This window comes from Streptomyces sp. NPDC091377 (genome assembly GCF_044757045.1).
GTDB lineage: Bacteria > Actinomycetota > Actinomycetes > Streptomycetales > Streptomycetaceae > Streptomyces.
In genome coordinates, this window is sequence record NZ_JBIVUE010000007.1 from 102623 (window position 1) to 125425 (window position 22803).

The 22803-nt window shown below is 72.9% G+C and carries 20 protein-coding genes; 9 read left to right on the forward strand and 11 right to left on the reverse strand.

The features are described 5' to 3' along the window. Nucleotides 1–176 precede the first annotated feature (176 nt). From ACIQNG_RS17420 to ACIQNG_RS17430, 3 genes are all read left to right on the forward strand, one after another. Nucleotides 177–1481, forward strand: a complete 1305-nt coding sequence (locus tag ACIQNG_RS17420) for an MFS transporter (protein ID WP_401485841.1) — start codon at nucleotides 177–179, stop codon at nucleotides 1479–1481. A 68-nt stretch (nucleotides 1482–1549) separates the two neighbouring features. After that, entirely contained in the window at nucleotides 1550–2710 is a 1161-nt protein-coding gene (locus ACIQNG_RS17425; protein ID WP_401486306.1) for an anhydro-N-acetylmuramic acid kinase, read from the forward strand. 101 nt (nucleotides 2711–2811) lie between these two features. Continuing rightward, complete coding sequence (locus ACIQNG_RS17430; RefSeq protein ID WP_401485843.1) at nucleotides 2812–4281, forward strand: DUF2510 domain-containing protein; 1470 nt, start codon at nucleotides 2812–2814, stop codon at nucleotides 4279–4281. A 119-nt stretch (nucleotides 4282–4400) separates the two neighbouring features. Here ACIQNG_RS17430 and ACIQNG_RS17435 read toward each other — a convergent pair whose 3' ends face one another. After that, on the reverse strand, nucleotides 4401–5048 hold the full coding sequence (locus ACIQNG_RS17435) for a TetR/AcrR family transcriptional regulator (RefSeq protein WP_401485845.1): 648 nt from the start codon (nucleotides 5046–5048) through the stop codon (nucleotides 4401–4403). Between the two features lie 321 nt (nucleotides 5049–5369). Here ACIQNG_RS17435 and ACIQNG_RS17440 point away from each other — a divergent pair, with 321 nt between their 5' ends. Next, nucleotides 5370–6086, forward strand: coding sequence for a phosphatase PAP2 family protein (locus ACIQNG_RS17440; protein ID WP_401485847.1), 717 nt, complete (start codon nucleotides 5370–5372; stop codon nucleotides 6084–6086). Further along, nucleotides 6083–7033 (forward strand): DMT family transporter, encoded by a 951-nt coding sequence (locus ACIQNG_RS17445; protein ID WP_401485849.1) that lies wholly within the window; start codon nucleotides 6083–6085, stop codon nucleotides 7031–7033. Before ACIQNG_RS17440 ends, ACIQNG_RS17445 begins: the two co-directional genes overlap by 4 nt. Here the strand turns inward: ACIQNG_RS17445 and ACIQNG_RS17450 are convergent. The 7 genes from ACIQNG_RS17450 to ACIQNG_RS17480 form a co-directional block, all read right to left on the reverse strand. Next, a complete protein-coding gene (locus ACIQNG_RS17450; protein WP_401485851.1) occupies nucleotides 7030–9096 on the reverse strand; it encodes a phosphocholine-specific phospholipase C in 2067 nt (688 codons plus the stop codon). The two genes, ACIQNG_RS17445 and ACIQNG_RS17450, sit on opposite strands and share 4 nt — an antisense overlap. A 280-nt stretch (nucleotides 9097–9376) precedes the next feature. Beyond that, entirely contained in the window at nucleotides 9377–10984 is a 1608-nt protein-coding gene (locus ACIQNG_RS17455; protein WP_401485853.1) for an alpha-amylase family glycosyl hydrolase, read from the reverse strand. 41 nt (nucleotides 10985–11025) lie between these two features. Then, nucleotides 11026–11886: a carbohydrate ABC transporter permease gene (locus ACIQNG_RS17460; RefSeq protein ID WP_401424664.1), complete on the reverse strand. Its 861-nt coding sequence runs from the start codon at nucleotides 11884–11886 to the stop codon at nucleotides 11026–11028. After that, a complete protein-coding gene (locus ACIQNG_RS17465; protein ID WP_401485855.1) occupies nucleotides 11883–12839 on the reverse strand; it encodes a carbohydrate ABC transporter permease in 957 nt (318 codons plus the stop codon). The genes ACIQNG_RS17460 and ACIQNG_RS17465 overlap by 4 nt, the downstream gene beginning before the upstream one ends. A 6-nt stretch (nucleotides 12840–12845) precedes the next feature. Then, entirely contained in the window at nucleotides 12846–14198 is a 1353-nt protein-coding gene (locus ACIQNG_RS17470) for an ABC transporter substrate-binding protein (protein ID WP_401485857.1), read from the reverse strand. Nucleotides 14199–14340: 142 nt separating this feature from the next. After that, nucleotides 14341–15339 carry a LacI family DNA-binding transcriptional regulator gene (locus ACIQNG_RS17475; RefSeq protein WP_401424667.1) on the reverse strand — a complete coding sequence of 333 codons (999 nt, stop codon included), beginning with the start codon at nucleotides 15337–15339 and terminating at the stop codon, nucleotides 14341–14343. A gap of 241 nt (nucleotides 15340–15580) precedes the next feature. Then, entirely contained in the window at nucleotides 15581–16255 is a 675-nt protein-coding gene (locus tag ACIQNG_RS17480; protein ID WP_401485859.1) for a hypothetical protein, read from the reverse strand. A gap of 239 nt (nucleotides 16256–16494) precedes the next feature. On the opposite strand from ACIQNG_RS17480, the gene ACIQNG_RS17485 reads away from it, so the two are divergent. The 3 genes from ACIQNG_RS17485 (at nucleotide 16495) to ACIQNG_RS17495 (ending at nucleotide 18303) form a co-directional block, all read left to right on the forward strand. Beyond that, complete coding sequence (locus ACIQNG_RS17485) at nucleotides 16495–17154, forward strand: helix-turn-helix domain-containing protein (protein ID WP_401424669.1); 660 nt, start codon at nucleotides 16495–16497, stop codon at nucleotides 17152–17154. Between the two features lie 32 nt (nucleotides 17155–17186). Continuing rightward, complete coding sequence (locus ACIQNG_RS17490) at nucleotides 17187–17708, forward strand: toxin-antitoxin system, toxin component (protein ID WP_401425171.1); 522 nt, start codon at nucleotides 17187–17189, stop codon at nucleotides 17706–17708. A 355-nt stretch (nucleotides 17709–18063) separates the two neighbouring features. Next, nucleotides 18064–18303: a hypothetical protein gene (locus tag ACIQNG_RS17495; RefSeq protein WP_401424670.1), complete on the forward strand. Its 240-nt coding sequence runs from the start codon at nucleotides 18064–18066 to the stop codon at nucleotides 18301–18303. Between the two features lie 29 nt (nucleotides 18304–18332). On the opposite strand, the gene ACIQNG_RS17500 is transcribed toward ACIQNG_RS17495, so the two are convergent. Continuing rightward, entirely contained in the window at nucleotides 18333–19013 is a 681-nt protein-coding gene (locus ACIQNG_RS17500) for a 4'-phosphopantetheinyl transferase (protein WP_401485862.1), read from the reverse strand. Further along, nucleotides 19010–19870 (reverse strand): metallophosphoesterase family protein, encoded by an 861-nt coding sequence (locus tag ACIQNG_RS17505; protein ID WP_401424672.1) that lies wholly within the window; start codon nucleotides 19868–19870, stop codon nucleotides 19010–19012. Before ACIQNG_RS17505 ends, ACIQNG_RS17500 begins: the two co-directional genes overlap by 4 nt. A 414-nt stretch (nucleotides 19871–20284) precedes the next feature. Here ACIQNG_RS17505 and ACIQNG_RS17510 point away from each other — a divergent pair, with 414 nt between their 5' ends. Next, nucleotides 20285–21403, forward strand: coding sequence for an ATP-grasp domain-containing protein (locus ACIQNG_RS17510; RefSeq protein WP_401424673.1), 1119 nt, complete (start codon nucleotides 20285–20287; stop codon nucleotides 21401–21403). Between the two features lie 54 nt (nucleotides 21404–21457). Here the strand turns inward: ACIQNG_RS17510 and ACIQNG_RS17515 are convergent, their stop codons facing one another. Further along, nucleotides 21458–22798 carry a 6-phospho-beta-glucosidase gene (locus ACIQNG_RS17515; RefSeq protein ID WP_401485865.1) on the reverse strand — a complete coding sequence of 447 codons (1341 nt, stop codon included), beginning with the start codon at nucleotides 22796–22798 and terminating at the stop codon, nucleotides 21458–21460. Nucleotides 22799–22803: the final 5 nt, after the last annotated feature.

Here is a 22803-nt window from a genome sequence, read left to right on the forward strand (position 1 = left end):
TACCTCCCCGAGTCGCCCGAATGACGTACAGGGGTTGAGCGTAGCCGCAGTCCGGGCCATGTGGTGGCGGGTATCCGGGAGCCGTTGCCGGGTCGGGTGAACTGGGATGACGCCGGGCGACGCGCCGGGCGTGCGACGGGGGTTTGCGGGGCGCCCGGACGGTCAACAGCCCTGGGGTGAAAGAGACTTTCCGCAAACGGACGGCGGGCCCGGACGGGCCGCGGGTACGGGCCCTGGCGGCGGGCTCGGTGGGCAACTTCATCGAGTGGTACGAGTTCGGTGTCTACGGCTACTTCGCCACTGTGATCGCCGCGCGGTTCTTCACCCCGGAGGGCGGCGGGGAGGGCGAGGCGCTGGTGCGCACCTATGCCTCGTTCGCGCTGGCGTTCTTCTTCCGGCCGATCGGCGCGGCCGTGTTCGGGCGCCTCGGTGACCGGATCGGGCGGCGGCCGGTGCTGATCCTGGTCGTCTCCCTGATGACCGGGGCCACGGCGCTGATCGGGCTGCTGCCGACGTACGCGGCGGTCGGCGGGCTCGCGCCGTGGCTGCTGACCCTGCTGAGGGTGGTGCAGGGGCTGTCGGCGGGCGGGGAGTTCGGGGGTGCGGTGGCGCTGATGACGGAGTTCGCGCCGCCGGGCCGGCGGGGGCTGTACGGGGCGTGGCAGTCGTTCACGGTGGCGCTGGGGCTGCTGGGCGGGGCCGGGGTGGCGGCGGTGCTGGCGAGCGCGCTGACGGAGCAGCAGGTGCAGTCGTGGGGCTGGCGGGTGCCGTTCCTGCTGGCGGTGCCGCTGGGGCTGGGCGCGCTGTGGCTGCGGTTGCGGCTGGACGAGACGCCGTCGTTCGTCCGGCGGCACGAGGGGGTGCCGGTGCGGCCGTCGCGGCGGGAGGTCGCGGGGGCGATCGCGCTGGGCGCGGGGCGGGTGATGGGGTGGGCGGCGGCCGGGTACACCTTCCTGGTCGTGCTGCCGTCGTATCTGCAGAGCACGCTGGACGCGAGCTTCCAGCAGGCGCTGGTCGCCACCGTCCTGGCCAATCTGGGGTTCGCGGTGACGATCCTTCCGGCGGGGCTGCTGAGCGACCGGGTGGGGCGGCGGCCGGTGATGCTGGCCGGGGCGCTGCTGGTGACGGTGCTGGCGGTGCCGCTGCTCGATCTGCTCCAGGACCCGGGCGCGTCGGCGGCGGTCCAGGGGGCGGCCGTGTGCTGCGCGGGCGCGGTGGTGGGGCTGCTGGCGGGGCCGGGTCCCGCGATGCTGGCGGAGATGTTCCCGACCACGGTGCGCTACACCGGTCTGGGCCTCTCCTACGCGCTGTCCAACGCCGTGTTCTCCGGCTGTGCGGGGCTGATCATCACGGAGGCGGTGCAGCGCACCGGTGACGCCGACATCCCGGCGTACTACGCGGCCGTCGCCTGTGCCGTGAGTGTGCTGGCGCTGGCTACCGTGCCGGGGGTGACCCGAGCGGTGGAAGGAGAGACACGGTGACCTCGGCGCGGGACGAGCGGGAGGAGAGGGCGACGGTGAGCGACGCGGGGAGCGAGGGGGCGGGCCCACTGCGGGTGATCGGCCTGATGTCCGGGACGTCGTACGACGCCATCGACGCGGCGGCGGCCGAACTGCGCCTCGTCGGGGACACGCTGGTGCTGCGCCCGCTGGGGACGGTGAGCGAGTCGTACGACGACGGACTGCGCGCGGCGCTGGCGGCGGCGCTGCCGCCGGGCGCGGTGACGCTGGGGGACGTGTGCCGGCTGGACACCCGGATCGGGCAGGCGTTCGCGGCGGCGGCGGTGCGGGCCGACCGCGAACTGTGCGGGGGGCGCGGGGATCTGGTGGCCTCGCACGGGCAGACCGTCTACCACTGGGTGGAGGGCGGGGCGGTGCACGGGACCCTTCAGCTGGGGCAGCCCGCGTGGATCGCGGAGGCGACCGGGCTGCCGGTGGTGGCCGACTTCCGGCCGCGGGACGTCGCCGCGGGCGGACAGGGGGCGCCGCTGGTGAGTCTGGTGGACCTGCTGTGGCTGCGCGGCCGTCCGGGGACCCCGGTCGCGCTCAACCTCGGCGGGATCGCCAACCTGACGGCTCCCGACGGCACGGCGTACGACACCGGCCCGGGCTGTGCGCTGATCGACGCCGCCGCGCGGGGGTTCAGCGGCGGGCGGCTCCCGTACGACGCCGAGGGGCGGCTGGCGGCGGCCGGGCGGGTCGACGGGACGCTGCTGGCCCGGCTGCTGGCGGAGCCGTACTACGCGCTGCCCGCGCCGAAGACCACCGGCAAGGAGGTGTTCCACCCGGGCTATCTGCGGGACGCGCTGGCCGGGGTGGGCAGGCTGACCGCCGAGGACGTGATCGCCACGCTCACCGCGCTGACGGCCCGTACGGTCGCGGACGCGGTACGGGCGGTGGGCGCGACGGACGTCCTGGCCTCGGGCGGCGGCACCCGCAACCCCGTGCTGATGCGCGGGCTCGCCGATCTGCTCCCCGGGGTCGCGGTGCGCCGCTCGGACGCCCTGGGTCTCCCGGCGGACGCGAAGGAGGCGTACGCCTTCGCGGTCCTCGGGTTCCTCACCGCCCACGGGCTGCCCGGCACGGCCCCGGCGAGCACCGGCGCCCGGCACCCCAGCGTGCTCGGCTCCCTCACCCCGGGGAACGGCGGTCTCCGGCTGCCGCCACCGGTGGGCGGGGGCGGGCCGCGACGGCTGGTGGTCGAGGGGTGAGGGGGGCCGGTGAGCACGGTTGAGCGGCTGGGGTGGTTCCTTGTGTGAAGATGACCGGTCCCTCTCATCCCGCTTTCACGGTTGCCTCATACGGTTAGGTCATGACGCAGGTGACTCCTCCCGGGTGGTACCCGGATCCCGGGCAGACAAGTGACGGTCCGCCCACCGAGCGCTGGTGGGACGGCAAGGCATGGACGGAGCGGACCCGTCCCACGGGCCAGGCCGCCGCGTGGGGTCCCGCGGGGCAGCAGGCGGCCGAGGGGCCGGCCGCCCCCTCCTCCCCCGCCGACACGACCCCGTCCGGCACGGCTCCTTCCGGCACGGCTCCTTCCGACGCGACTCCTTCCGACGCGACTCCGTCCGACGGGGCTCCGGCGGGCCCCGCTTCCTCCGAACCGGCTTCCTCCGGCCCGGCCTCCCCCGACGCGGCCTCGGCGGGCGGGGCTTCGGCGGGCGGGGCCTCCCTCGACAAGGGCACCTCCGGCGGGGCTTCCTCCTCCGCACCGGCTCCCCCCGGTGCCGGGGCCTCCGACACCGTGGGCGGCGCCCCCTCGCCCGCCGCGCCGCAGGACCCGGCGGGGCAGCCGGCGTTCGCCGCCTATCCGGCCCCGGCGGGCTATCCGGCCCCGGCCGGTCCTCCCGCCCCGGGGGCCTACCAGGCGCCCCCCGGGTATCCCGCGCCCCCGGCCGGGTTCCCGGGCTACCCCGGTCAGCCGGGGCACCCCGGTCAGCCCGCCTATCCCGGTTACCCGGGGCACCCCGGCTATCCGGGCTACCCGGTGCAGCCGGAGGGCGGCCGGCGGCGCGGGCTGCGGACCGCGATAGCCATCGGCGTCGCCGCCGTGGTCCTGGCCAGCATCGGGGTCGGTGTGTACGCGCTGACCGGCGACGACGACGGCGGCGACAACGTACGCAGCGGACCGAGCCCGAGCGCGCCCGGTCAGGGCGGCCCGTTCGGCGAGGGCGACGAGGGCGGCCCCGGCGGCGGTGAGGGCGGCGGTCCGTCGCGGAGCCCGCAGCAGTCCGCGCCACCGGAGGTGAAGGGCGGCGGCACGGTGGCCGACCCGCTCAACGGGATCAGCATCGAGGTGCCGGAGGGCTGGACGGGGCAGGCCATGAGCGTCGGCGCGCAGATCACCTCCGAGGACACCTACGACTGCCCGGGCGACCCCTCCAAGAGCTGCACCAAGGGCGGCGCGTACTCGGCGCCCGCCATCGCGCTGGACACCGAGGGCTCGACGCCCGAGGAGGTGGCGAAGGCGGACATCGAGGCCAACGCCGAGGAGTCCTACGGCGGCGCCACCTACGGCGAGATCACCTCGCACGAGGTGCTGGCCTCCGAGGCCGTCACGGTGGCCGGGCAGAAGGGCTACAAGGTCCGCTGGAAGGCGGTGACCAGCAAGGGCGCCGACGGCATCGTGGAGTCCCTGGCCTTCCCCTCCCCCGGCAACAAGGAGCAGCTCGTGGTGGTGCGGATCGGCGTGGACGACGACCAGAAGGAGTCCACGGTCGACCGGATCGCCGAGAGCATCAAGGCGGCGACGGGCGGCGGGAACGGCCAGGACATCTGAGCGGTCCCCGACGATGCCGGCCGGGTGGGGGTGCCTCTCCGCTCCAGAGGAACCCCACCCGGCCGGGGGTGCGCGCCGCCCCCGTCCCCACGGTGCGGCGCGGACAGGTCACCGTCCAGTCATCCCTGTGACGGCGACCTGTGTCCATGGGCCGGGGCGAGCCCGAGCGCGGGCAGCACCGCGGCCTCGACGAACCGGACGAGATAGTCCGGATCGGCGTGCCGGCCTTCGAGCACCGCCCGGGCCCGCAGCACGCCGAACATCTGCACCGGCACGTACTCCAGGGCCGGATGCCCGGCCGGGACCTCGCCACGCTCGACGCCGCGCCGGAGGATCTCCCGCAGCGCGTCGACCTCGGGTCCCACGACCGCCTCGCGCAGCGCCCGGCCCAGCTCGGCGTCCTGCACCAGGGCGTGGCCCAGCGCCTGGAGCAGCCGGGTGTCGTCGGCCGACACCTTCCCCGCGGCGCGGGCCGCCTCGACCAGGTCCCCGGCGAGCGTGCCGGTGTCGATGCCGCTGAACCGCGGGCACTGGCTGGAGCGCAGCGCGGCGGCCACGAGCCTCGGCTTGGTCCTCCACTGCCGGTACAGCGTGGACTTGCTGCACCGGGTGCGGGCGGCGATGCCCTCCATGGTGACCGCGTCGTAGCCGCAGGCGCGCAGCTGACCGAGCACGGCGTCAAAGAACTCCTGCTCACGCTCGCGCGTCAGCTTGGAGCGGCGCGAGGCGCCGACCGTCTCCGGTCGGTCCGCGGCCTGCGACGTCATGGAGGGCTCCTCACTCGTACGGGGTGTGCCGAACGCCACCGATACGTCAGTGTACCGATACTGAAGCGTATCGGTACACTGACGTATCGATACGAGTTCGTGTCGATTGCTGTACGCAGCCGTTCGCCCGCCTGCGTCACCGGTGGACGTCAGTGAAGGGGCCGGGGGATGAAACGACCAGCCGAGCCGGCTCCGGCGGAGTCCGACCCACCGGAACGACCGGAACGACCGGGACGGCTTGGACGGCTTGGACGGCTTCAACGAACGGAACGACCGGGGCCCTCGGGTCGGCCGCGAATAGCCCGGGAGCTGCTGCTCGTCGTGGGCTTCTTCCTCGTCTACAAGCTGGGCCGGCACCTCGCCACCGGCAACACCGCCGAAGCCTTCCGCAACGCGCGCCGGGTGTGGGACGGGGAGCGGGCCCTCGGACTGCCCGCCGAGAACGCGGTGCAGTCCCTGCTGCTGCACGGCGACACCCTGGTCCGCGCGGCCAACACCTTCTACGCGACCGTCCACTTCCCGGCGACCGTGCTCTTCCTGGCCTGGCTGTACTGGCGCCGCCCCGCGCACTACCTCTGGGCCCGCCGGGTGCTGGCCGCCCTCACGGCCGCCGCGCTGGTGCTCCACCTGGTCTTCCCGCTGGCCCCGCCCCGAATGCTCGCATGGACCGGGATGATCGACACCGGCGCCGTGCACGGGCCGTCGGTGTACGGGCCGCCCGCGACCGATCAGCTCTCCAACCAGTTCGCCGCGATGCCCTCGCTGCACTTCGGCTGGGCCCTGATGGTGGCGGTCGGGCTGATCGCCGCGACCCGCACCCGCTGGCGCCCGCTGTGGCTGCTGCACCCGCTGCTGACCCTGCTCGTCATCGTCGGCACGGCCAACCACTACTGGCTGGACGCGGTCGTCGCCGCCGCGCTGCTCGGACTCGCGCTCGCGGTGCTGCGCGCGCCGCGCCGTACCGCCGGGCCGGTGGCCGCGGTGCCCGGCGCGCGCCGGGCCGCCGAGCGGCCCCCGCTGGTCGGGGCGGGCCGATGAGCGCCTCGCTGCTCGCCGTCGTCCTCTCCCTGCTCTCCGCCGTCGGGTACGCCGCCGCGGCCGTGGCCCAGCAGCGGCTCGCCGCCCGCTCCCCCGGCCCCGGGCTGGTCCGGCTGCTGCGGGCCGGGGCCTGGTGGTGGTCGGTGCTGCTCAACGCCTCCGCCGCGCTGCTGCATGTGGTGGCCCTCACCTACGGGCCGCTGACGCTGGTGCAGCCGCTCGGCGCGCTGACCCTGGTGGCCGCGGTGCCGCTCGGGGCGCGGCTGGCCGGACGACGGGTGAGCGCGGCGGAGTGGCGGGGCACGGCGTTCACGCTGGTGGGCCTCGCCGCGCTGCTCGCGACCGCGACCGGCCCGGCGCCCGACGATGTGCTGAGCGGGTCCGAGGCGCTGCTGGTCTCGGGCGCCACCGCGCTGCTGATCGGGGTGCTCTGTCATCCGGGTGCCCGGCCCGGGCTGCGGCACGCCACCGCGTCCGGGGCCGCCTCCGGGGTCGCCTCGGCGCTCACCCAGACGGTGACGGTGGCCGCGACGGACGGCTCCGGGTCGCCCTTCGGCCTCCAGGTGATCGGCGTGGCCGTGCTCGTCGCGGCGTTCGCGTCCGGCGGGCTGCTGCTGGCGCAGACCGCCTACCGCGACGGCCTCGGCGCGCCGCTCGCGGTGGTCACCCTGGCCAACCCGGTGGCCGCCGCGCTGATCGGCGTGATCCTGCTGGGCGAGCGCTTCCAGGGCGGCGCGGCCGGGATCGTCCTCGCCCTGACCGGTGCCGCCCTGGCGTCCTGGGGCGTCCTGCTGCTGTCCCGCGCGGAACCGGGACCCGCGCGGGACAGCAGCAGGACGCCCGCGCCGCCCGGCCCGCTACCGGCCGTCCCGAGACAGCCGACCGCGCCCACGCCGGCACCGCCCCCGGCCGAGCCGGCCCCGACACCCCAGGGCTGCCCTCGTTAGGGCCTGGGCCGAGGGTCGGTGAGGATCGCCGGGTCGCTCACCCCGGGCCGTCCGTTCTCGACGTGGCCGGCGCAGCGGCGCAGGAACGCGGGGTCAGACCCGGAGGTGACGGTGAGGTCGTACCAGCGACGGCTGCGCTCCAGTCCGACGGTGCGGCGGGTGCGGGCGCCTGGGCGCAGCCGGACGGTGCGGGGCCTGCCGCCGTAGCCGTCGGTGATCCGCAGTGTGACCGTGGCCCGGCCCGGGTTGGTGAGGGTGAGCCGGAGGTCGTCGCCGTCGTGGCGGGCGGTGACCTCGGGTCCGGCCGTGGCGTTCGCGCCCTTGAAGGTGCGCAGGAAGCCGTTGGGGCCGTGCACGGTCAGATCGTAGGAGCCGCCGGAGTACGCCGAGTTCCAGGTGTCGGAGAGGGTCTTGCCCGCTTCGGTGGTGTACTGCCAGGGGCCGTCGGTGCGGTTACCGGAGGTGACGAGGAAGGCGGCACCGGCCTGGGCGCCGGAGGCGAGGGTGAGGGTGAACGTCCCGGCCGCCGCGTCCACCGAGCCGTCCACCAGCGGGGCGTACTTCAGGGGGCGGGTCGGGCGCCGGCCGCGCTCCTGGCGGGGCATGTCCGGGTCGGCGGGCGGGGTGGGCCGGTAGTCGGGGTGGCGGTCCCGGTCCGGCGGCTCGTAGGCGTCGGTGTCGGGCAGCCGGCCGGGCCGGGTGTCCTTGCGGGAGAAGTCGAACGCGGCCGTGAGATCGCCGCAGACCGCGCGGCGCCAGGGCGAGATCTGGGGCTCCTCGACGCCGAAGCGGCGCTCCATGAAGCGGATGACGGAGGTGTGGTCGAGGGTCTCGGAGCAGACGTAGCCGCCCTTGCTCCAGGGCGAGACGACCAGCATCGGCACGCGCGGGCCGAGTCCGTAGGCACCGGCCGGGCGGCCCGCGTCGCCCCGGTAGAGGTCGAGGGAGACGTCGACGGTGGACTTGCCCTGCGCGGGCGACTTCGGCGGCAGCGGCGGTACGACGTGGTCGAAGAAGCCGTCGTTCTCGTCGTAGGTGATGAACAGGGCGGTCCTGGCCCAGACGGCCGGGTTGGAGGTCAGCGCGTCCAGGACCTTGGCTATGTACCAGGCGCCGTAGTTGGTGGGCCAGTTGGAGTGCTCGCTGAACGCCTCGGGGGCGGCGATCCAGGAGATCTGCGGGAGCCGGTCGGCCCGGACGTCGGCGCGCAGCCGGTCGAAGTAGCCGTCGCCGTTCTTGACGTCGGTGCCGGTGCGGGCCTTGTCGTACCAGGGCTCGCCGGGCACGGCGTCACGGTACTTGTTGAAGTAGAGCAGCGAGTTGTCGCCGTAGTTGCCGCGGTAGGCGTCGGGGATCCAGCCCCAGCGGCCGGCCGCGTCGAGGCCGTCGCCGATGTCCTGGTAGATCTTCCAGGAGACACCCGCCGCCTCCAGGCGCTCGGGGTAGGTGGTCCAGTCGTAGCCCAGTTCGTCGTTGCCGAGGACGGGGCCGCCGCCCTTGCCGTCGTTGCCGGTGTGGCCGGACCACAGGTAATAGCGGTTCGGGTCGGTGGAGCCGATGAACGAGCAGTGGTAGGCGTCGCAGACGGTGAAGGTGTCGGCGAGGGCGTAGTGGAAGGGGATGTCCTCGCGGGTGAGGTAGGCCATGGTGGTGGTGCCCTTGGCGGGCAGCCACCGGTCGTACTTGCCGCCGTTGTAGGCGTGCTGGCCGTCGGTCCAGCCGTGCGGCAGGCCCTCCAGGAACTGCATGCCGAGGTCGTCGGCGTCCGGGTGGAAGGGCAGGACTTCCTGGCCGGCCCGGGACTGGTGCCAGACCGACCTGCCGCTGTCGAGGGTGACCGGGCGGGGGTCGCCGAAGCCGCGTACGCCGCGCAGGGCGCCGAAGTAGTGGTCGAAGGATCGGTTCTCCTGCATCAGGACGACGATGTGCTCGACGTCCTCGATGGTGCCCTTGCGGTGGTGGGCGGGGAGTGCGGCGGCACGCTCGATGCTGCTCGACAGGGCGCTGAACGCCGTGGTGGCGCCCGCGATCTGGAGGAACTTGCGCCGGTTGACTTCGGGCATGGATGGGGGACCTCTCGTCCTGTGTGGTGCGACCTGCCGGGGAGGATGACGTTCTGCGCGCGCAAGGAGTGTTCCAAGGGCACCGAACGTCAGGGAAGGGTGTGGTGACCGGCGTGTGAAAGCCGTCGGTACGTGCGGTGTTGCGGCAGGTGAGAGAGGTGCGTGCGGTGTGCGGGGGGTCGGTGGGGCGGGGGTGGGCGCCGCCGCGGGGGCGGGGGACGGCGGCGCCCCCCGCCCGCCGGTGCGGGCGGTTGGTGGGAGGCGGCCTTGGCGGTACGGCTCAGACGCGCAGCCAGGCCGCCGTGTCCCGCGGCAGCCGGCCCCGGGGGTCCAACGGGCCGCTGGTCAGCAGGAGACCGGTGTGGTCGGGCAGGTCGACGGGGGCCTCGGCGAGGTTGACCAGGCAGTGGGCGCCGTCCGCGCGGGTGAAGTGCAGGACGCCTGCGGGGGCGGGCAGCCAGGTGAGCGGGCCGTCGCCGAAGACCGGGCGCAGCCGGATCGCCTCGCGGTACAGGCGCAGCATCGAGCCCGGGTCGGCGGCCTGGACATCGGCGGCGTACGACGTCCAGTCGGCGGGCTGGGGCAGCCAGGGTTCCTGGTGCGAGCCGAAGCCGGCGTACGGGGTGTCGTGCTGCCAGGGCAGCGGGACGCGGCAGCCGTCGCGGCCGGGGTCGGTGCCGCCGGAGCGGAAGTGCATCGGGTCCTCGATGCGTGCGCGGGGGATCTCCGCCTCGGGCAGGCCGAGTTCCTCGCCCTGGTAGACGTAGACCGCGCCGGGCAGGGCGAGGGAGAGCAGGGCGGCGGCGCGGGCCCTGCGGGTGCCGAGGGTGAGGTCGGTGGGGGTGTCGAACGCCTTGGTGGCAAAGGCGAACGCGGTGTCGTCACGGCCGTAGCGGGTGACCGTACGGGTCACGTCGTGGTTGCACAGGACCCAGGTGGCGGGAGCGCCGACGGGGGCGTGCTCGGCGAGGGTCTCGTCGATGGAGGCGCGCAGCCGGTCCGGCTCCCAGGGGCAGGACAGGAAGGCGAAGTTGAAGGCGGTGTGGAGTTCGTCGGGGCGCAGATAGCGGGCGAAGCGCTCGGTGTCGGGGAGCCAGACCTCGCCGACGAAGACGCCGTCGTACTCGTCGGCGACCCGCCGCCAGGAGCGGTAGATGTCGTGCAGTTCGTCGCGGTCCACGAAGGGGCTGGGGTCGCGGCCCTCCACATAGTCCGGGAGGGCGGGGTCCTTGGCGAGCAGGGCGGCGGAGTCGATGCGCACGCCGGCGACTCCGCGTTCGAACCAGAACCGGAGCACCTCCTCGTGCTCGCGGTGGACGGCCGGGTGGGCCCAGTTGAGGTCGGGCTGTTCGGGGGTGAACAGATGGAGGTACCAGTCGCCGTCGGGCAGCCGGGTCCAGACCGGCTCGGTGGAGCCGGCGAACTGGGAGGGCCAGTCGTTGGGCGGGATCTCGCCCCGCTCGCCGCGGCCGGGCCGGAAGTGGAACAGGTCGCGCTCGGGGCTGCCGGGTCCGGCCGCGCGTGCGGCCCGGAACCACGCGTGCTGGTCGGAGACATGGTTGGGCACGATGTCGACGATGGTGCGGATGTCCAGCTCACGTGCCTCGGCGATCAGCTTCTCGGCCTCGGCGAGGGTGCCGAAGGCCGGGTCGATGCTCCGGTAGTCGGCGACGTCGTAGCCGCCGTCCTTGAGCGGCGACAGGTACCAGGGGGTGAACCACAGGGCGTCCACGCCGAGGTCGGCGAGGTAGGGGAGCCGGGCGCGGACCCCGGCGAGGTCGCCGGTGCCGTCGCCGTCGCCGTCCGCGAAGCTGCGTACGTACACCTGGTAGATGACGGCGGAGCGCCACCAGTCGGAGGGTTTCCGGGCAGGGGTGGGCTGTGCCACGGTGCTGGCCTTTCTGTCGGTCGTGTGGGGGGCGGCGGGTGTCAGCCCTTCGTGCTGCCCGCGCTGATCCCGGCGATGATGTGGCGCTGGAAGATCAGGAACATCGCGACCATCGGGATGCTGGCGATCACCATGGCGGCGATCAGCACGGTCAGCTGGATGTTCTGCGACAGCTGGACCAGTGCCACGCTGATGGGCTGCTTGTCGGTGTCGGAGAAGACCATCAGCGGCCAGAGGAAGTCCTGCCAGACGGCGACCAGGGCGAAGATGGACACGACGCCGAGCACCGGCCGGGACATGGGCAGGACGATCGACCAAAGGACGCGCAGCTTTCCGGCGCCGTCGATCTCGGCGGCCTCCAGCACATCGCGGGGGATCTGGTCGAAGAAGCGTTTGAGCAGATAGAGGTTGAAGGCGTTGGCGACGGCGGGCAGCCAGATGGCGAGCGGGTCGTTGAGCAGTCCGAGATCGGCGACCGTGAGGTACTTCGGTACGACGAGGGCCTGGGCGGGGACCATCAGGGTGGCGAGGATGCCGCCGAGGATCACCGCGCCGAAGACCGGGCGCAGCTTGGACAGGGCGTAGGCGGCGGCCGTGCAGAACACGAGCTGGAAGAACCAGGCGCCGGCCGCCTGCACCACCGTGTTCCACAGGTGGGTGGGGAGCTGCATCAGTTCCCAGGCGTCGGTGTAGCCGGTGGACTCCCACCGCTCGGGGACCAGGGTGGGGGGTGTACGGGCCACCTCGTCCGGTGACTTCATCGCGCCCGTCACCATCCAGTAGACGGGGAAGAGGAAGGCCGCGGTGAACAGCAGGACGACGCCGGTGAAGACGCTCCAGTAGACGGCCCTGCCGCGGGGGCGGGCGAGGGCCGCCGGGGAGACCAGGGTCCGGGTGCTCATGCGCTGTCCCCCTCGGAGCGGGTGAGCCGCAGGTACAGGGCGGAGAAGGCGCCGAGGAAGAGCAGGAGCATCACGCTCAGCGCGCAGGCGCCGCCGAAGTCGTTGTAGAGGAAGGCGTATTTGTAGATCAGGTAGAGCACGGTGACGGTGGCGTTCTCGGGGCCGCCGCCGGTGATGACGAACGGTTCGGTGAAGACCTGCATGGTGGCGATGATCTGGAGCAGCATCAGCATCAGGATCACGAACCGGGTCTGCGGGATCGTGACGTGCCGGATGCGCTGGAGGAGGTTGGCGCCGTCGAGTTCGGCGGCCTCGTACAGCTCGCCCGGGATGGACTGGAGGGCGGCCAGGTAGATCAGGACCGTGCCGCCCAGGTTGGCCCAGGTCGCGACGGCGACCAGGGAGATCAGGGCGGTGTCGGCGCCGTTGGACCAGTTCGAGGTGGGCAGGTGCAGAAAGCGCAGGGTTTCGTTGGCCAGTCCGGTGCCGGGGTCGTAGAACCACTTCCACAGCAGGGCGCTGACCACCGGCGGGATCATCACCGGGAGGTAGACCACGACGCGGAAGAACGCCTTGGCGTGGCGTAGTTCGTTGAGGACCAGGGCGAGCACGAACGGGACGGCGAAGCCGACGAGCAGGGCGAGCAGGGTGAAGGTGAAGGTGTTCTTCCAGGCCGCGGTGAACTCCGGGTCGCCCCAGACCCGGGTGAAGTTCTCCGTGCCGACCCACTCGGGGGCGGCGCCGGGGGTGTACTTCTGGAAGGCGATGACGACCGCGCGGATCGCCGGGTACCAGGAGAAGAGGGCGAAGCAGATCAGTCCGCCGAGCAGGAAGCCGTAGGCGCGGACCTGGTCGGTCAGGCGGCGGCGCCCCCGGTGCCCTGCCGGGGGCGCCGCCTCGACCGGGCGGACCGCGACCTCGGCCGTGGTCCGCCGCTGTGCCGTCTTGGTCATCTCGGGTCAGCCCCGGGCGAGGATGTCGTCGATCTTGCCGGAGGCGTCCTTCAGCAGGGAGTCGATGTCGGCGTCCTCCTTGGTGAGGACGGCGGAGACGACGCCGTCGAGGACGGAGTAGATCTGCTGGGCGTTCGGCGGCTCGATCTTCATGTCCAGCCGCTGGTTGCCGTCGAGGAAGGACTGGTAGTTCTCCACCGGGACATTGGCGTTGGCCTCTTTGACCTGCTGGTCCTTCTCGTCGGCGGTGCCGGTGAACAGCCGCGGCTCGGGCAGCCCGACGGGGGCGTCGTGCTGCTTGGCGCGGGCGTAGTCGCCGAGGAAGCCGTCGCCGGGGGTGAGGAACATGGCGTCGAGCCATCTGAGTCCGGCGCGGATCTGCTCGGGGTCGGCCTTCTTGTTGACCATGTAGCCGTCGCCGCCGATGAGGGTGCCCTGGCCGCCGGGCATGGGCGCGATGGCCATGTCCTCGTACGCGGCGCCCTTCTCCTTGACCAGGATCGGGATGTTGTCGGGGGCGGCGAGGTACATGCCGAGCTTGCCGGAGCCCATCATCTGCTGCACGTCGTTGATGACGAGGAGTTGCTTGCTGCCCATGGAGTCGTCGGTCCAGCGCATGTCGTGGAGGGTCTGGAGGACGGCCCGGCCCTGGGGGGTGTCGACGGTGGCCGACGTCCCGTCCTCGCTGACCACGTCGCCGCCCTGGGAGTACAGCTCGGCGGTGAAGTGCCAGCCGCCCTGGTTCTGGGCGCTGTAGTCGGCGTAGCCGACGGTGCCGTTGCCGAGGTCGGCGATCCGGTCGGCGGCGGAGCGGACCTCGTCCCAGGTGGTGGGCGGCCGGTCGGGGTCGAGTCCGGCCTTCTCGAACAGGGCGCGGTTGTAGATCAGTCCCATCGAGTAGCCGGTGCGCGGGACGCCGTAGATCTTTCCGTCGACGGTGTAGATGTCGCGCAGTTGCCGCTGGATGGTCTCGTAGCTCTTCAACTCCTTGATATACGGAGTGAGATCGGCGGCCTGATCGATGTCGACGACGTGCCGGGCGTCGGTGAAGTAGGTGTAGAACACGTCCTCCATCTGGCCGCCGGCGAGTTTGGCGTCGAAGGTCTTCGGGTCCTGGCACGGGAACGCGTCGTGCGGGACGACGTCGATGTCCGGGTTGGCCTTCTCGAAGGCGGCGACATCGTCCTCGAAGAACTGCCGGTCGACCTTGGCGCTCTTGGGCGGCATGCAGTTGACCGTGATGCGGGTCTTGCCGCCGGCCGAGTCCTCGTCGTCGGCACCGCAGGCGGTGAGCGCGGTGAGGGCGAGGGAACAGGCGGCGACGGTGACGACGGTGCGGCGGAACCCGGAGCTTCTCATCGGTGGACCCCTTCGGGCTGAGCGCTGAGCCCCTTCGGGCCGAGCGGGTGGGCAGCGCTCACTCAAGCACCGACGGCATCGCCACGCAAGATGTCGCGGAGGGATTGCAATAAATTGACAGCCGGTGTCGGCCTGGCCGGGGTCAGCCGCGCGGCGCTTGCGCGGTGGAGCCGCGGACCACCAACTCGGGCTCGAAGAGGAGTTCCTCCGCCGGGACCGCGCTCCCGGCGATCTGGGCGTTCAGCAGTTCCACCACGGCCCGGCCCATCGCCTCGATGGGCTGGCGGACGGTGGTCAGCGGCGGTTCGGTGCAGTTCATCAGCGCGGAGTCGTCGTACCCGACGACGGAGATCCGGGACGGCACGTCGAGCCCCTTGCGGCGGGCGGCCCGGACCACGCCGAGGGCGAGCGGGTCGCTGGCGCAGATGAAGCCGGTCACGCCCCGGTCGATCAGCTTGGCCGCCGCCGCGTGGCCGCCCTCGATGGAGAACATCGTCCGCGCCACGTGCTCATCGGGCAGCCCACCGGCGATCTCCCGCGCTGCGGCCAGTTTGCGCGCCGACGGCACATGGTCGGCGGGGCCGAGCACCAGGCCGATGCGCTCGTGCCCGAGGGAGGCCAGATGGCGCCACGCCTGCTCGACGGCGACCGCGTCGTCGCAGGAGACACAGGGGAAGCCGAGATCCTCTATGGCCGCGTTGACCAGCACCACCGGGATGTTGCGGCCGGCCAGCAGCCGGTAGTGGTCGTGCGGGGCGTCGGCCTGCGCGAACAGCCCGCCCGCGAACACCACGCCGGACACCTGCTGCTGGAGCAGCAGTTCCACGTAGTCCGCCTCCGAGACGCCGCCCTTGGTCTGGGTGCACAGCACCGGGGTCAGCCCGAGTTGGGCCAGCGCACCGCCGATGACCTCGGCGAACGCGGGGAAGATGGGGTTCTGCAACTCGGGCAGGACCAGCCCGACCAGCCGGGCGCGCTCACCGCGCAACTGGGTGGGCCGCTCGTACCCGAGCACGTCGAGCGCGGAGAGCACCGACTGCCGGGTGGCCTCGGAGACTCCCGGCTTGCCGTTCAGCACCCGGCTCACCGTGGCCTCACTGACCCCGACCTTCTTCGCCACTTCAGCAAGTCGTCGCGTCATGTCCGCAAGAATAGCGCAAGGTACGCAAGCGGCTTGCGTGAACGATGGGGCTCCGAGACGTGGAGAGAGCGTGGAGGCGGCGCGTGGGGTGCGTCGCTTGCGGGGCCCGGCGAGGCACGGCGGGGCCAGGCGAGGCACGGCGGGAAGGCATGGCGACAGCAGAAAAGCGAGGAGGGGGGTGGCCGGGGCGCGGGGAATCGACCGAGGCGCCGTCGGCGACCTGAACGCCGACGGTGCCCGGTCAGTTCTCGGGGGTGCGGACCACGCTCAGATGACTGACTCCGCCGCGGCGCTCACGGGCCGGGCGGCGCGGGGCGGCGGCGGGGCGGCGCGCCTCGCGCAGGACCAGCGTCAGCCGGGTGAAGCCCAGCTCGCGCAGGGCCCGCGGGGTCTCCCCGACGATCCGGCACTCGGTGGCGCCCCAGCGCGGGTCGGGATGGAACAGGGGACGGACCGAGCCGTCGTGCTCGAACGCGTACTCCCCCATCGCCCGGATCCAGTGCGGCAGCCCCTGGCGGAAGGCCGCGTCCATGATCGGGTCCTGTGCGATGTCCCGGCGGACGGACTGGAGCTGATGGTCGTGGCTGTGGCGCTCCACCGACACCGCGAAGTGGGCCAGCATCGGCAGACACCACTGCGTCTCATGGTCACCGAGTACCGTGCCCGCATCCGGATGGAACAGGACGAACCGCAGGAAGTTGTCCCACGGCATGGCCGTCGGATGGGGGCCGACCTCACGGAAAAGTGTCTCGAACGCGCTGTTCGCCAGGACCGTGTCCCAGCTGCGGTCCACGACGAAGGACGGGAAGGAGAGGGCATCCAGAAGCGCGGCGTAGTCCTGGAGATACGCCTGGGCCTCGCGGCTCGCGGGAAGGGACCGCGGCGCCGACCGCTGCCCACCTGCCTGATATGCCATCGGGAGGTCACCCCTCTTGCCTATGCGGCCTTCTCGCGGCGCCCCGATCCTGCTGCCCCGGGACAAGCCGTGTCAACTATCGTGGCATTCCGCGACAGTTGACGGCTGAAATTGGCCACAGTTGTGGCGAGACCTGGATGTGAGTTCGAAGCAACGGCTACGCTCCGGGAAGTTCACGGCAAACCGCTTGAGAGACGGCTGCTTGAGAGACGGCTGTGAGAAACGTAGGAGACACGTCGGTGACGGATGGCTACGAGGTTCCGGGCGCCACGGCGCCGGCAGTGCTGTCGGCCGTCATCGAACGCGTCACCGCGCTCACCGACCGGCTCGGCATCGCCCACACCGAGGTCTTCGACACCGCCCGGCTCTCGGTGGCCTGCGGGGTGCCCGAGCCCGTGGTCACCGCCCTGCTCGCCGGACGGGCCGCGGGGGAACCCGACGTACAGGCGCGCTTCCTCCAGCGGCTGGACCTGCTGCGCCGCACCCGCCTCAAGCCCAACGGGCGCAAGTACACCCAGCAGGAGATCGCGGACGGCGCCGGGATGTCCCGGCAGCAGGCCGGGGCGCTGATCAACGGCGACCGGCGGCCCACCATGGAGCACTGCGACGCCATCCAGCGGTTCTTCCGGGTGCACGCCGGTTTCCTCACCGCCGAGGACCCCGAGGCGCTCGCCGACACCCTCCGCCGCACCGAGCAGGACCTTCTCCAGCAGCTCACCGACCGCGAGCGGCAGGCGGCGGCCCGGGCCACCGAGGACCCGCTGGAGAAGCTGCTCCAGGACCACGGGGTGCGCGGTATCGCCTGGCGGGCCGCCCAGCTGCCCACCGACCAGCATCGCGACAAGGTCGCCGAATGGCTGGACATGCTCTTGGAGAGCGTCAAGCGGCCCGAGTCGTGATCCGGGGAGAACCAGTGGCCATCGGTAAGGAAATGCGCCGCCTGTGCGGCGAACTGGTCGCGGAGCTGACCCTCCCCGCGCCGGCGTCGCCCCCGGAGCTGTACGCCGCCCTGTGCGGCGCGATGGGCAGACGGCGCGGCCGTCCGGTCCAGTTCCGTACGGCGGCCTTCCCGCAGAACACCGCGAGCGGGCTCTGGATCGACCTCGCCGACCTGGACCTGGTGGTCGTGGAGGAGCGCACCGCCCCCGACCATCAGCTGGTGATCCTCGGGCACGAGCTGTGGCACATGGCGGCCGGGCACAGCGGTCACCATGTCGAGGGCGCCACGGTCGCCGCCCGGCTGCTGCGCGACGACGCCGACCTGCGGGCCACCGTCCGCACGGTCGCGGCGCGCACCCGTTTCGACCTGACCGACGAGCAGGACGCCGAGACCTTCGGGCTGCTCCTCGCCAGCAAGTGCCGCGGCTGGCTGGCCGGTTCCGCGCAACGGGGGCAGCGGGACCATCTGGCGGGGCGGATCGAGGCGTCGCTGGGGTACCTCGGACGGGAGTGACCGACTCCCCCCCCCGGGGGTGCCGTGAGGCTCTCCCGCCGGGTCCGCCGGGTCGGCGGGGTCCGCAGGGTCTGCGGGGTGCCGGGTTCGCGGGGTTCGCGGGGTATCTGCGGAGTCTGCGGGGTCCGCCAGGTCCGCCAGGTCCACCGGGGTGTCGCGGGGGGTGGCGCCGGAGCCCGTGGATGTCCTCTCCGCTTCCCCCGCGCCTCTCCTGGGCCCTGCCAGGGGTGGTGTCGTGCTGCGCTGTGCGGGCGAACGGGCGTGTGGTCGGGGTGGATTGTCAGTGGTGGTTGGCAAGCTGGTGGGTGCGTCCCGGATGTCCGGTGGCGCGACCGAGACGAGGGAGAGCCGACCGATGCGCACCGCCGTACCCACCGACCGCGAACGCACCGCCGTCCAGGCGTATCTGCGCCTGCTGCACACGGTCCGGGCGGCCTGTGACACGGACGCCGGGCCGCCCGGCAGCACGCGACCACCGCTCGTGCCGCCGTCCGTGCTCGCCGAGGCCGATCGGGCGCTCGCGGAGGCGGGGCTCAGCGGCAACGAGGAGTGGTTCTTCCGGATGCTGGGGAGCTGGTGCCCGCCGGTCCGGTAGCGCGGCCACCGCCCTGCCATCGCCCTCGGTCAGTCCGACGGCACGGTGACGGTCGTCGTCGCGAGCCCCCGCCGGACGCTCCAGCGGCCCTCGAAGAAGCGCAGACGGCGGCCGGCCACCACGGGGCCGGGGACCAGGAGTTCGGCGCGCAGCGTGCCCCGGGTGTCCACCCCGGCGTCCGGGATCAGTTCGATGTCGGCCTCGGAGAAGTCGAGCCACTTCCGGGTCAGCGGGAACCACGCCTTGTAGACCGACTCCTTGGCGCTGAACAGCAGCCGGTCCCAGTGCGGCCCGGGGTGGGCCGCCGTGAGCCGGGCCAGCCGGATCCGCTCGGCGGGCAGGGCGATGCTCTCCAGCACCCCTTCCGGGAGCGCCCCGTGGGGTTCGGCGTCGATGCCGAGGGAGGCGAGATCGCCCGCGCGGGCCAGCGCGGCGGCGGCGTAGCCCTCGCAGTGGGTCATGCTGCCGACCAGCCCCGGCGGCCACCCCGGGGCGCCGCGCTCACCGGGCAGCACGGGCTGCGGCGGCACGCCGAGTTTGTCCATCGCGCGCCGCGCGCAGACCCGTACGGTGGCGAACTCGCGGCGGCGTTTGGTGACCGAGCGGGCGACCAGCGCGGCCTCCTGCGGGTACAGCGCGGCCTCCGCGTCGTCGTCCGGGCCGAAGGTCTCCACGGAGACCACCGAGCCGGGCAGCAGGTCCCCGATCATCGGGCCGCGACCTCCTTGGGCAGGATCCGGCGCAGCTTGCCGGGCGGTTCGGACCGCTGGCGCCACTCGCGCGGATAGCCCACCGACACCTCCTCGAAGGGGACGCCCTCGTGGACGGTGCTGCGGGGGATGTGCAGATGGCCGTAGACCATGGTCCGGACGCGGAAGCGGCGGTGCCAGTCGGCGGTCAGCCGGGTGCCGCACCACATGGCGAACTCCGGGTGCCACAGGACGTCCGTCGGATGCCGGTCCAGCGGGTAGTGGTTGACCAGCACGGTGGGCAGGTCCTCGGGCAGCGCGGCAAGCCGGCGCTCGGTGGCGGCGACCCGGGCGCGGCACCAGTCCTCGCGGGTCGGGTAGGGGTCGGGGTGCAGCAGGAACTCGTCCGTGCACACGACGCCGGTGGAGTGGGCGTACTCCAGCCCCTCGGCCTTGGTGGCGCTGCCGGACGGCAGCCAGGTGTAGTCGTAGAGGAGGAAGAGCGGCGCGACGGCGACCGGGCCGCCCGGTCCGTCCCACACGGGGTACGGGTCCTCGGGTGTGATGACGCCGAGGGAGCGGCAGAGCGCGATCAGGTGCTCGTAGCGGGCGACCCCGCGCAGGGTGACGGTGTCCTTCGGGTGGGTCCACAGCTCATGGTTGCCGGGCGCCCACACGACCTTGCGGAAGCGGCCCGCGAGGGTCTCCAGCGCCCAGCGGATGTCGGCGACCGTCTCGGCCACGTCACCGGCCACCAGCAGCCAGTCCTCGTCCGTGGTGGGGCGCATCCGCTCGACCAGGGCGCGGTTCTCCTCGTACCCGATGTGCAGATCACTGACGGCCAGCAGTTGACCGGTGCCGCCGGCCGTGGATGTCACCCGTGCCCCCTTCGATCATGTCGACCTCACCACGGAAACATATCCGTGCGGCGACGGGCAAGGGCTGCCTTGATCAGACGGGGCACGGACAGACACAGACAGACACGGACAGGCACGCACAGGCACGGTCCGGTACGGACGGGCATGGACGGGCCTGGACGGGCGGGGGCGAGCAGGGATGGACGAGTACGGACAGGTACGGTCAGGTACGGGCGACAGGGTGCGTCAAGCGGACATCATCGGAAAATCCGTAACACGCATGTTGCACGCGTGGTCCCCGCAAACCCGTATGATCGCCCCGACACCACCGCCGCTAAACCTCCTGTCGCGCAGGGCGGTTCGGTGTGCCTCCAACCACCCCTGCCCGGGACGGGCCCGCTGAGCCCTGCCCACGAACCGTGAAAGGCGGCCTGCATGGTCTCTCGCGTACGCGTCTGGCTCAACCGCACGTACGCGGAGAACGTGTTCTTCATGGATCAGCTGCGGAGAAATCCCAGCGATCGGGCCGTCGAGATCCATGCGACCCACGGCGACCCCGACTCCCCGGTCCTGGCCGCCGCCGACACCGCCGAACTCGAACCGGAGGGCCTGTCGGCCGCCGGATACGTCGAATTCGCTCTGGACCAGTGCCAGCGGCGCGGTATCGATGTCTTCGTGCCCCGGCTGCACCAGTCGGCGCTGGTGGCACGCCGCGCCGACTTCGCGGCGCTGGGCACGGCGCTGCTGGCCCCGCCCCCGCAGGCGGTGGCGGTCTTCCGGGACAAGGTGATCGCGTACGAGGCCGTGCAGGCGATCGGGGTGCCGGTGCCGCCGTGGTGGCGGGTGCGCAGCGCCGATGAACTCCTCGCAGCCGTGGGGGAGTTGGAGGCGGCGGGGCATCAGGCGTGCTTCAAGCCCGCGTCCGGTGCGGGCGGGGTCGGCTTCCGGATGATCACCCGTACGCCGTTCTCGCTGAGCCAGCTGCACGGCTTCCCCTCCCCCCACGTCCAGCTCGATCTGGTGCTCCAGGCGCTGCGGGAGGCCGAGGAGCCGGTGGACTGGCTGGTGATGCCACGGCTGGAGCAGCCGGAGGTGTCGGTGGACCTGCTGACCGGGCCGGACAACCGGGTGCGGCTGGCGGTGGGCCGTACGAAGAACGGACGGCGGCGCGGGTTCAGCCTCGGCGAGCAGTGGCTGGAGCCGGCCCGGCGCACCGCCGAGGGCTTCGGGCTGCACTATCTGTCCAATGTCCAGTTCCGGATGTTCGGCGACCGTCCGGTACTGATGGACGTCAACACCCGCCCGGCCGGTGGCCTGCACCAGCTGTCGCTGTGCGGGCTCAACGTCCCCTGGGCGGCGGTGCAGTTGGCGCTGGGCGAGGACCCCGGGGAGCTGTCGCCGCCGTTCCTGGGCCAGGACTACACGGTGGTGTCGGGGCTGCGTCCGCTGCTGGAGTCGGCCCCGGCGCCGCGCCCCGAGGAGCCCGCGCCGCCGCGCCCGACGGTGCCCGCGCCGCGCAGCGAGGCGGCCCCGCTGCAACCCCTGACCCCCTGACCCGCCCCCGTGGCCGCCGAGGGGCGGGCTACCACGGCGGGCCACCACCGCGGGCTACCGCAGGTACGCGAGACCGGGGTGGACGGCCGTGTAACCGTCCACCAGGCGCCGGGCCACGTTGACCGAGTCGACCAGCGGGTGCAGCGCGAACGCCTTCACAGCCGTCGTACGGGAGCCCGAGCCGGCCGCGGCCAGCACCTCGCGCTCGACGGCCTTCACCGCGCAGACCAGGCCGGTGGCGTGGCCGGGCAGCGGGGCGACCGCGACCGGGTGGGCCCCGTTGGCGTCGACCAGGCAGGGCACCTCGATGACGGCCTCGGTGTCGAGCACGGCGAGGGTGTCGCGGTTGCGGGCGTTGAGGATCAGGGTGGTGCGCTCGTCGCGGGCGATGGCCCGCATCAGGGCGAGGGCGACCTTCTCGTAGCCGCCGGAGAGATCGTCGGCGTCGCGGTCGCCCGCGCCGGCGCTCTCCCGGTTCTCGGCCATGTAGGTGGCCTCGCGCTCGGCGCGGGTGCGGTCCCAGGCCGCGAGCGCGGGGGCGTCGGGGTCGCGCATCTCCTCGTAGAAGCGGGCCTGCTGGTCGTGGAGGAAGGCGCCGCGGGTCCGTTCGGCCTCCTGGTAGGCGCGGACGGTCTCCCGGTTGAAGTAGTAGTAGTGGAGATATTCGTTGGGGATCGCGCCGAGCGACTGGAGCCAGTCGGGGCCGAACAGCTTGCCCTCCTCGAAGGAGCCGAGGAGGGCGCGGTCGGCGAGCAGGCGCGGGAGTTCGTCGCGGCCGGCGATGCGCAGGCCGCGCACCCAGCCGAGGTGGTTGAGACCGACGTAGTCGATCCACGCCTCGGCGGGGTTGCGCACGCCGAGCGTCCGGGCGATGCGGCGGCCGAGGCCGACCGGTGAGTCGCAGATGCCGATGACCCGGTCGCCGAGGTGGCGGGCCATGGCCTCGGTGACCAGACCGGCCGGGTTGGTGAAGTTGATGACCCAGGCGTCGGGGGCGAGCCGGGCGATCCGGCGGGCGATGCCGTCGGCGACGGGCACGGTCCGCAGCCCGTAGGCGATACCGCCCGCGCCGACCGTCTCCTGGCCGAGGACGCCCTCGGCGAGCGCCACCCGCTCGTCCTCGGCCCGGCCCCGCAGACCGCCGACACGGAGGGCGGAGAAGACGAAGTCGGCGCCGGTCAGGGCCGTGTCCAGGTCGGTGGTCGCGGTGACGCGGGGCGCGTCGGGAATCCCGGCCGCCTGTTCGGCGAGGACACGGGTGACGGCCGACAGCCGCGCGGGATCCAGGTCGTGCAGCACCACCTGCGTCACCCGGCCCTCCGCCCGGTCGCCGAGCAGCGCCCCGTACACCAGCGGTACCCGGAATCCGCCGCCGCCCAGAATGGTCAGCCTCACGCCGT

What these genes read in the sequence shown, in the direction of transcription:
- ACIQNG_RS17430 (WP_401485843.1), top strand. Translation starts at nt 2,812, where the DNA reads ATGACGCAGGTGACTCCTCCCGGGTGGTACCCGGATCCCGGGCAGACA.
- ACIQNG_RS17435 (WP_401485845.1), bottom strand. Translation starts at nt 5,048, where the DNA reads ATGACGTCGCAGGCCGCGGACCGACCGGAGACGGTCGGCGCCTCGCGC.
- ACIQNG_RS17445 (WP_401485849.1), top strand. Translation starts at nt 6,083, where the DNA reads ATGAGCGCCTCGCTGCTCGCCGTCGTCCTCTCCCTGCTCTCCGCCGTC.
- ACIQNG_RS17450 (WP_401485851.1), bottom strand. Translation starts at nt 9,096, where the DNA reads ATGCCCGAAGTCAACCGGCGCAAGTTCCTCCAGATCGCGGGCGCCACC.
- ACIQNG_RS17460 (WP_401424664.1), bottom strand. Translation starts at nt 11,886, where the DNA reads ATGAGCACCCGGACCCTGGTCTCCCCGGCGGCCCTCGCCCGCCCCCGC.
- ACIQNG_RS17465 (WP_401485855.1), bottom strand. Translation starts at nt 12,839, where the DNA reads ATGACCAAGACGGCACAGCGGCGGACCACGGCCGAGGTCGCGGTCCGC.
- ACIQNG_RS17470 (WP_401485857.1), bottom strand. Translation starts at nt 14,198, where the DNA reads ATGAGAAGCTCCGGGTTCCGCCGCACCGTCGTCACCGTCGCCGCCTGT.
- ACIQNG_RS17475 (WP_401424667.1), bottom strand. Translation starts at nt 15,339, where the DNA reads ATGACGCGACGACTTGCTGAAGTGGCGAAGAAGGTCGGGGTCAGTGAG.
- ACIQNG_RS17480 (WP_401485859.1), bottom strand. Translation starts at nt 16,255, where the DNA reads ATGGCATATCAGGCAGGTGGGCAGCGGTCGGCGCCGCGGTCCCTTCCC.
- ACIQNG_RS17490 (WP_401425171.1), top strand. Translation starts at nt 17,187, where the DNA reads ATGCGCCGCCTGTGCGGCGAACTGGTCGCGGAGCTGACCCTCCCCGCG.
- ACIQNG_RS17495 (WP_401424670.1), top strand. Translation starts at nt 18,064, where the DNA reads ATGCGCACCGCCGTACCCACCGACCGCGAACGCACCGCCGTCCAGGCG.
- ACIQNG_RS17500 (WP_401485862.1), bottom strand. Translation starts at nt 19,013, where the DNA reads ATGATCGGGGACCTGCTGCCCGGCTCGGTGGTCTCCGTGGAGACCTTC.
- ACIQNG_RS17510 (WP_401424673.1), top strand. Translation starts at nt 20,285, where the DNA reads ATGGTCTCTCGCGTACGCGTCTGGCTCAACCGCACGTACGCGGAGAAC.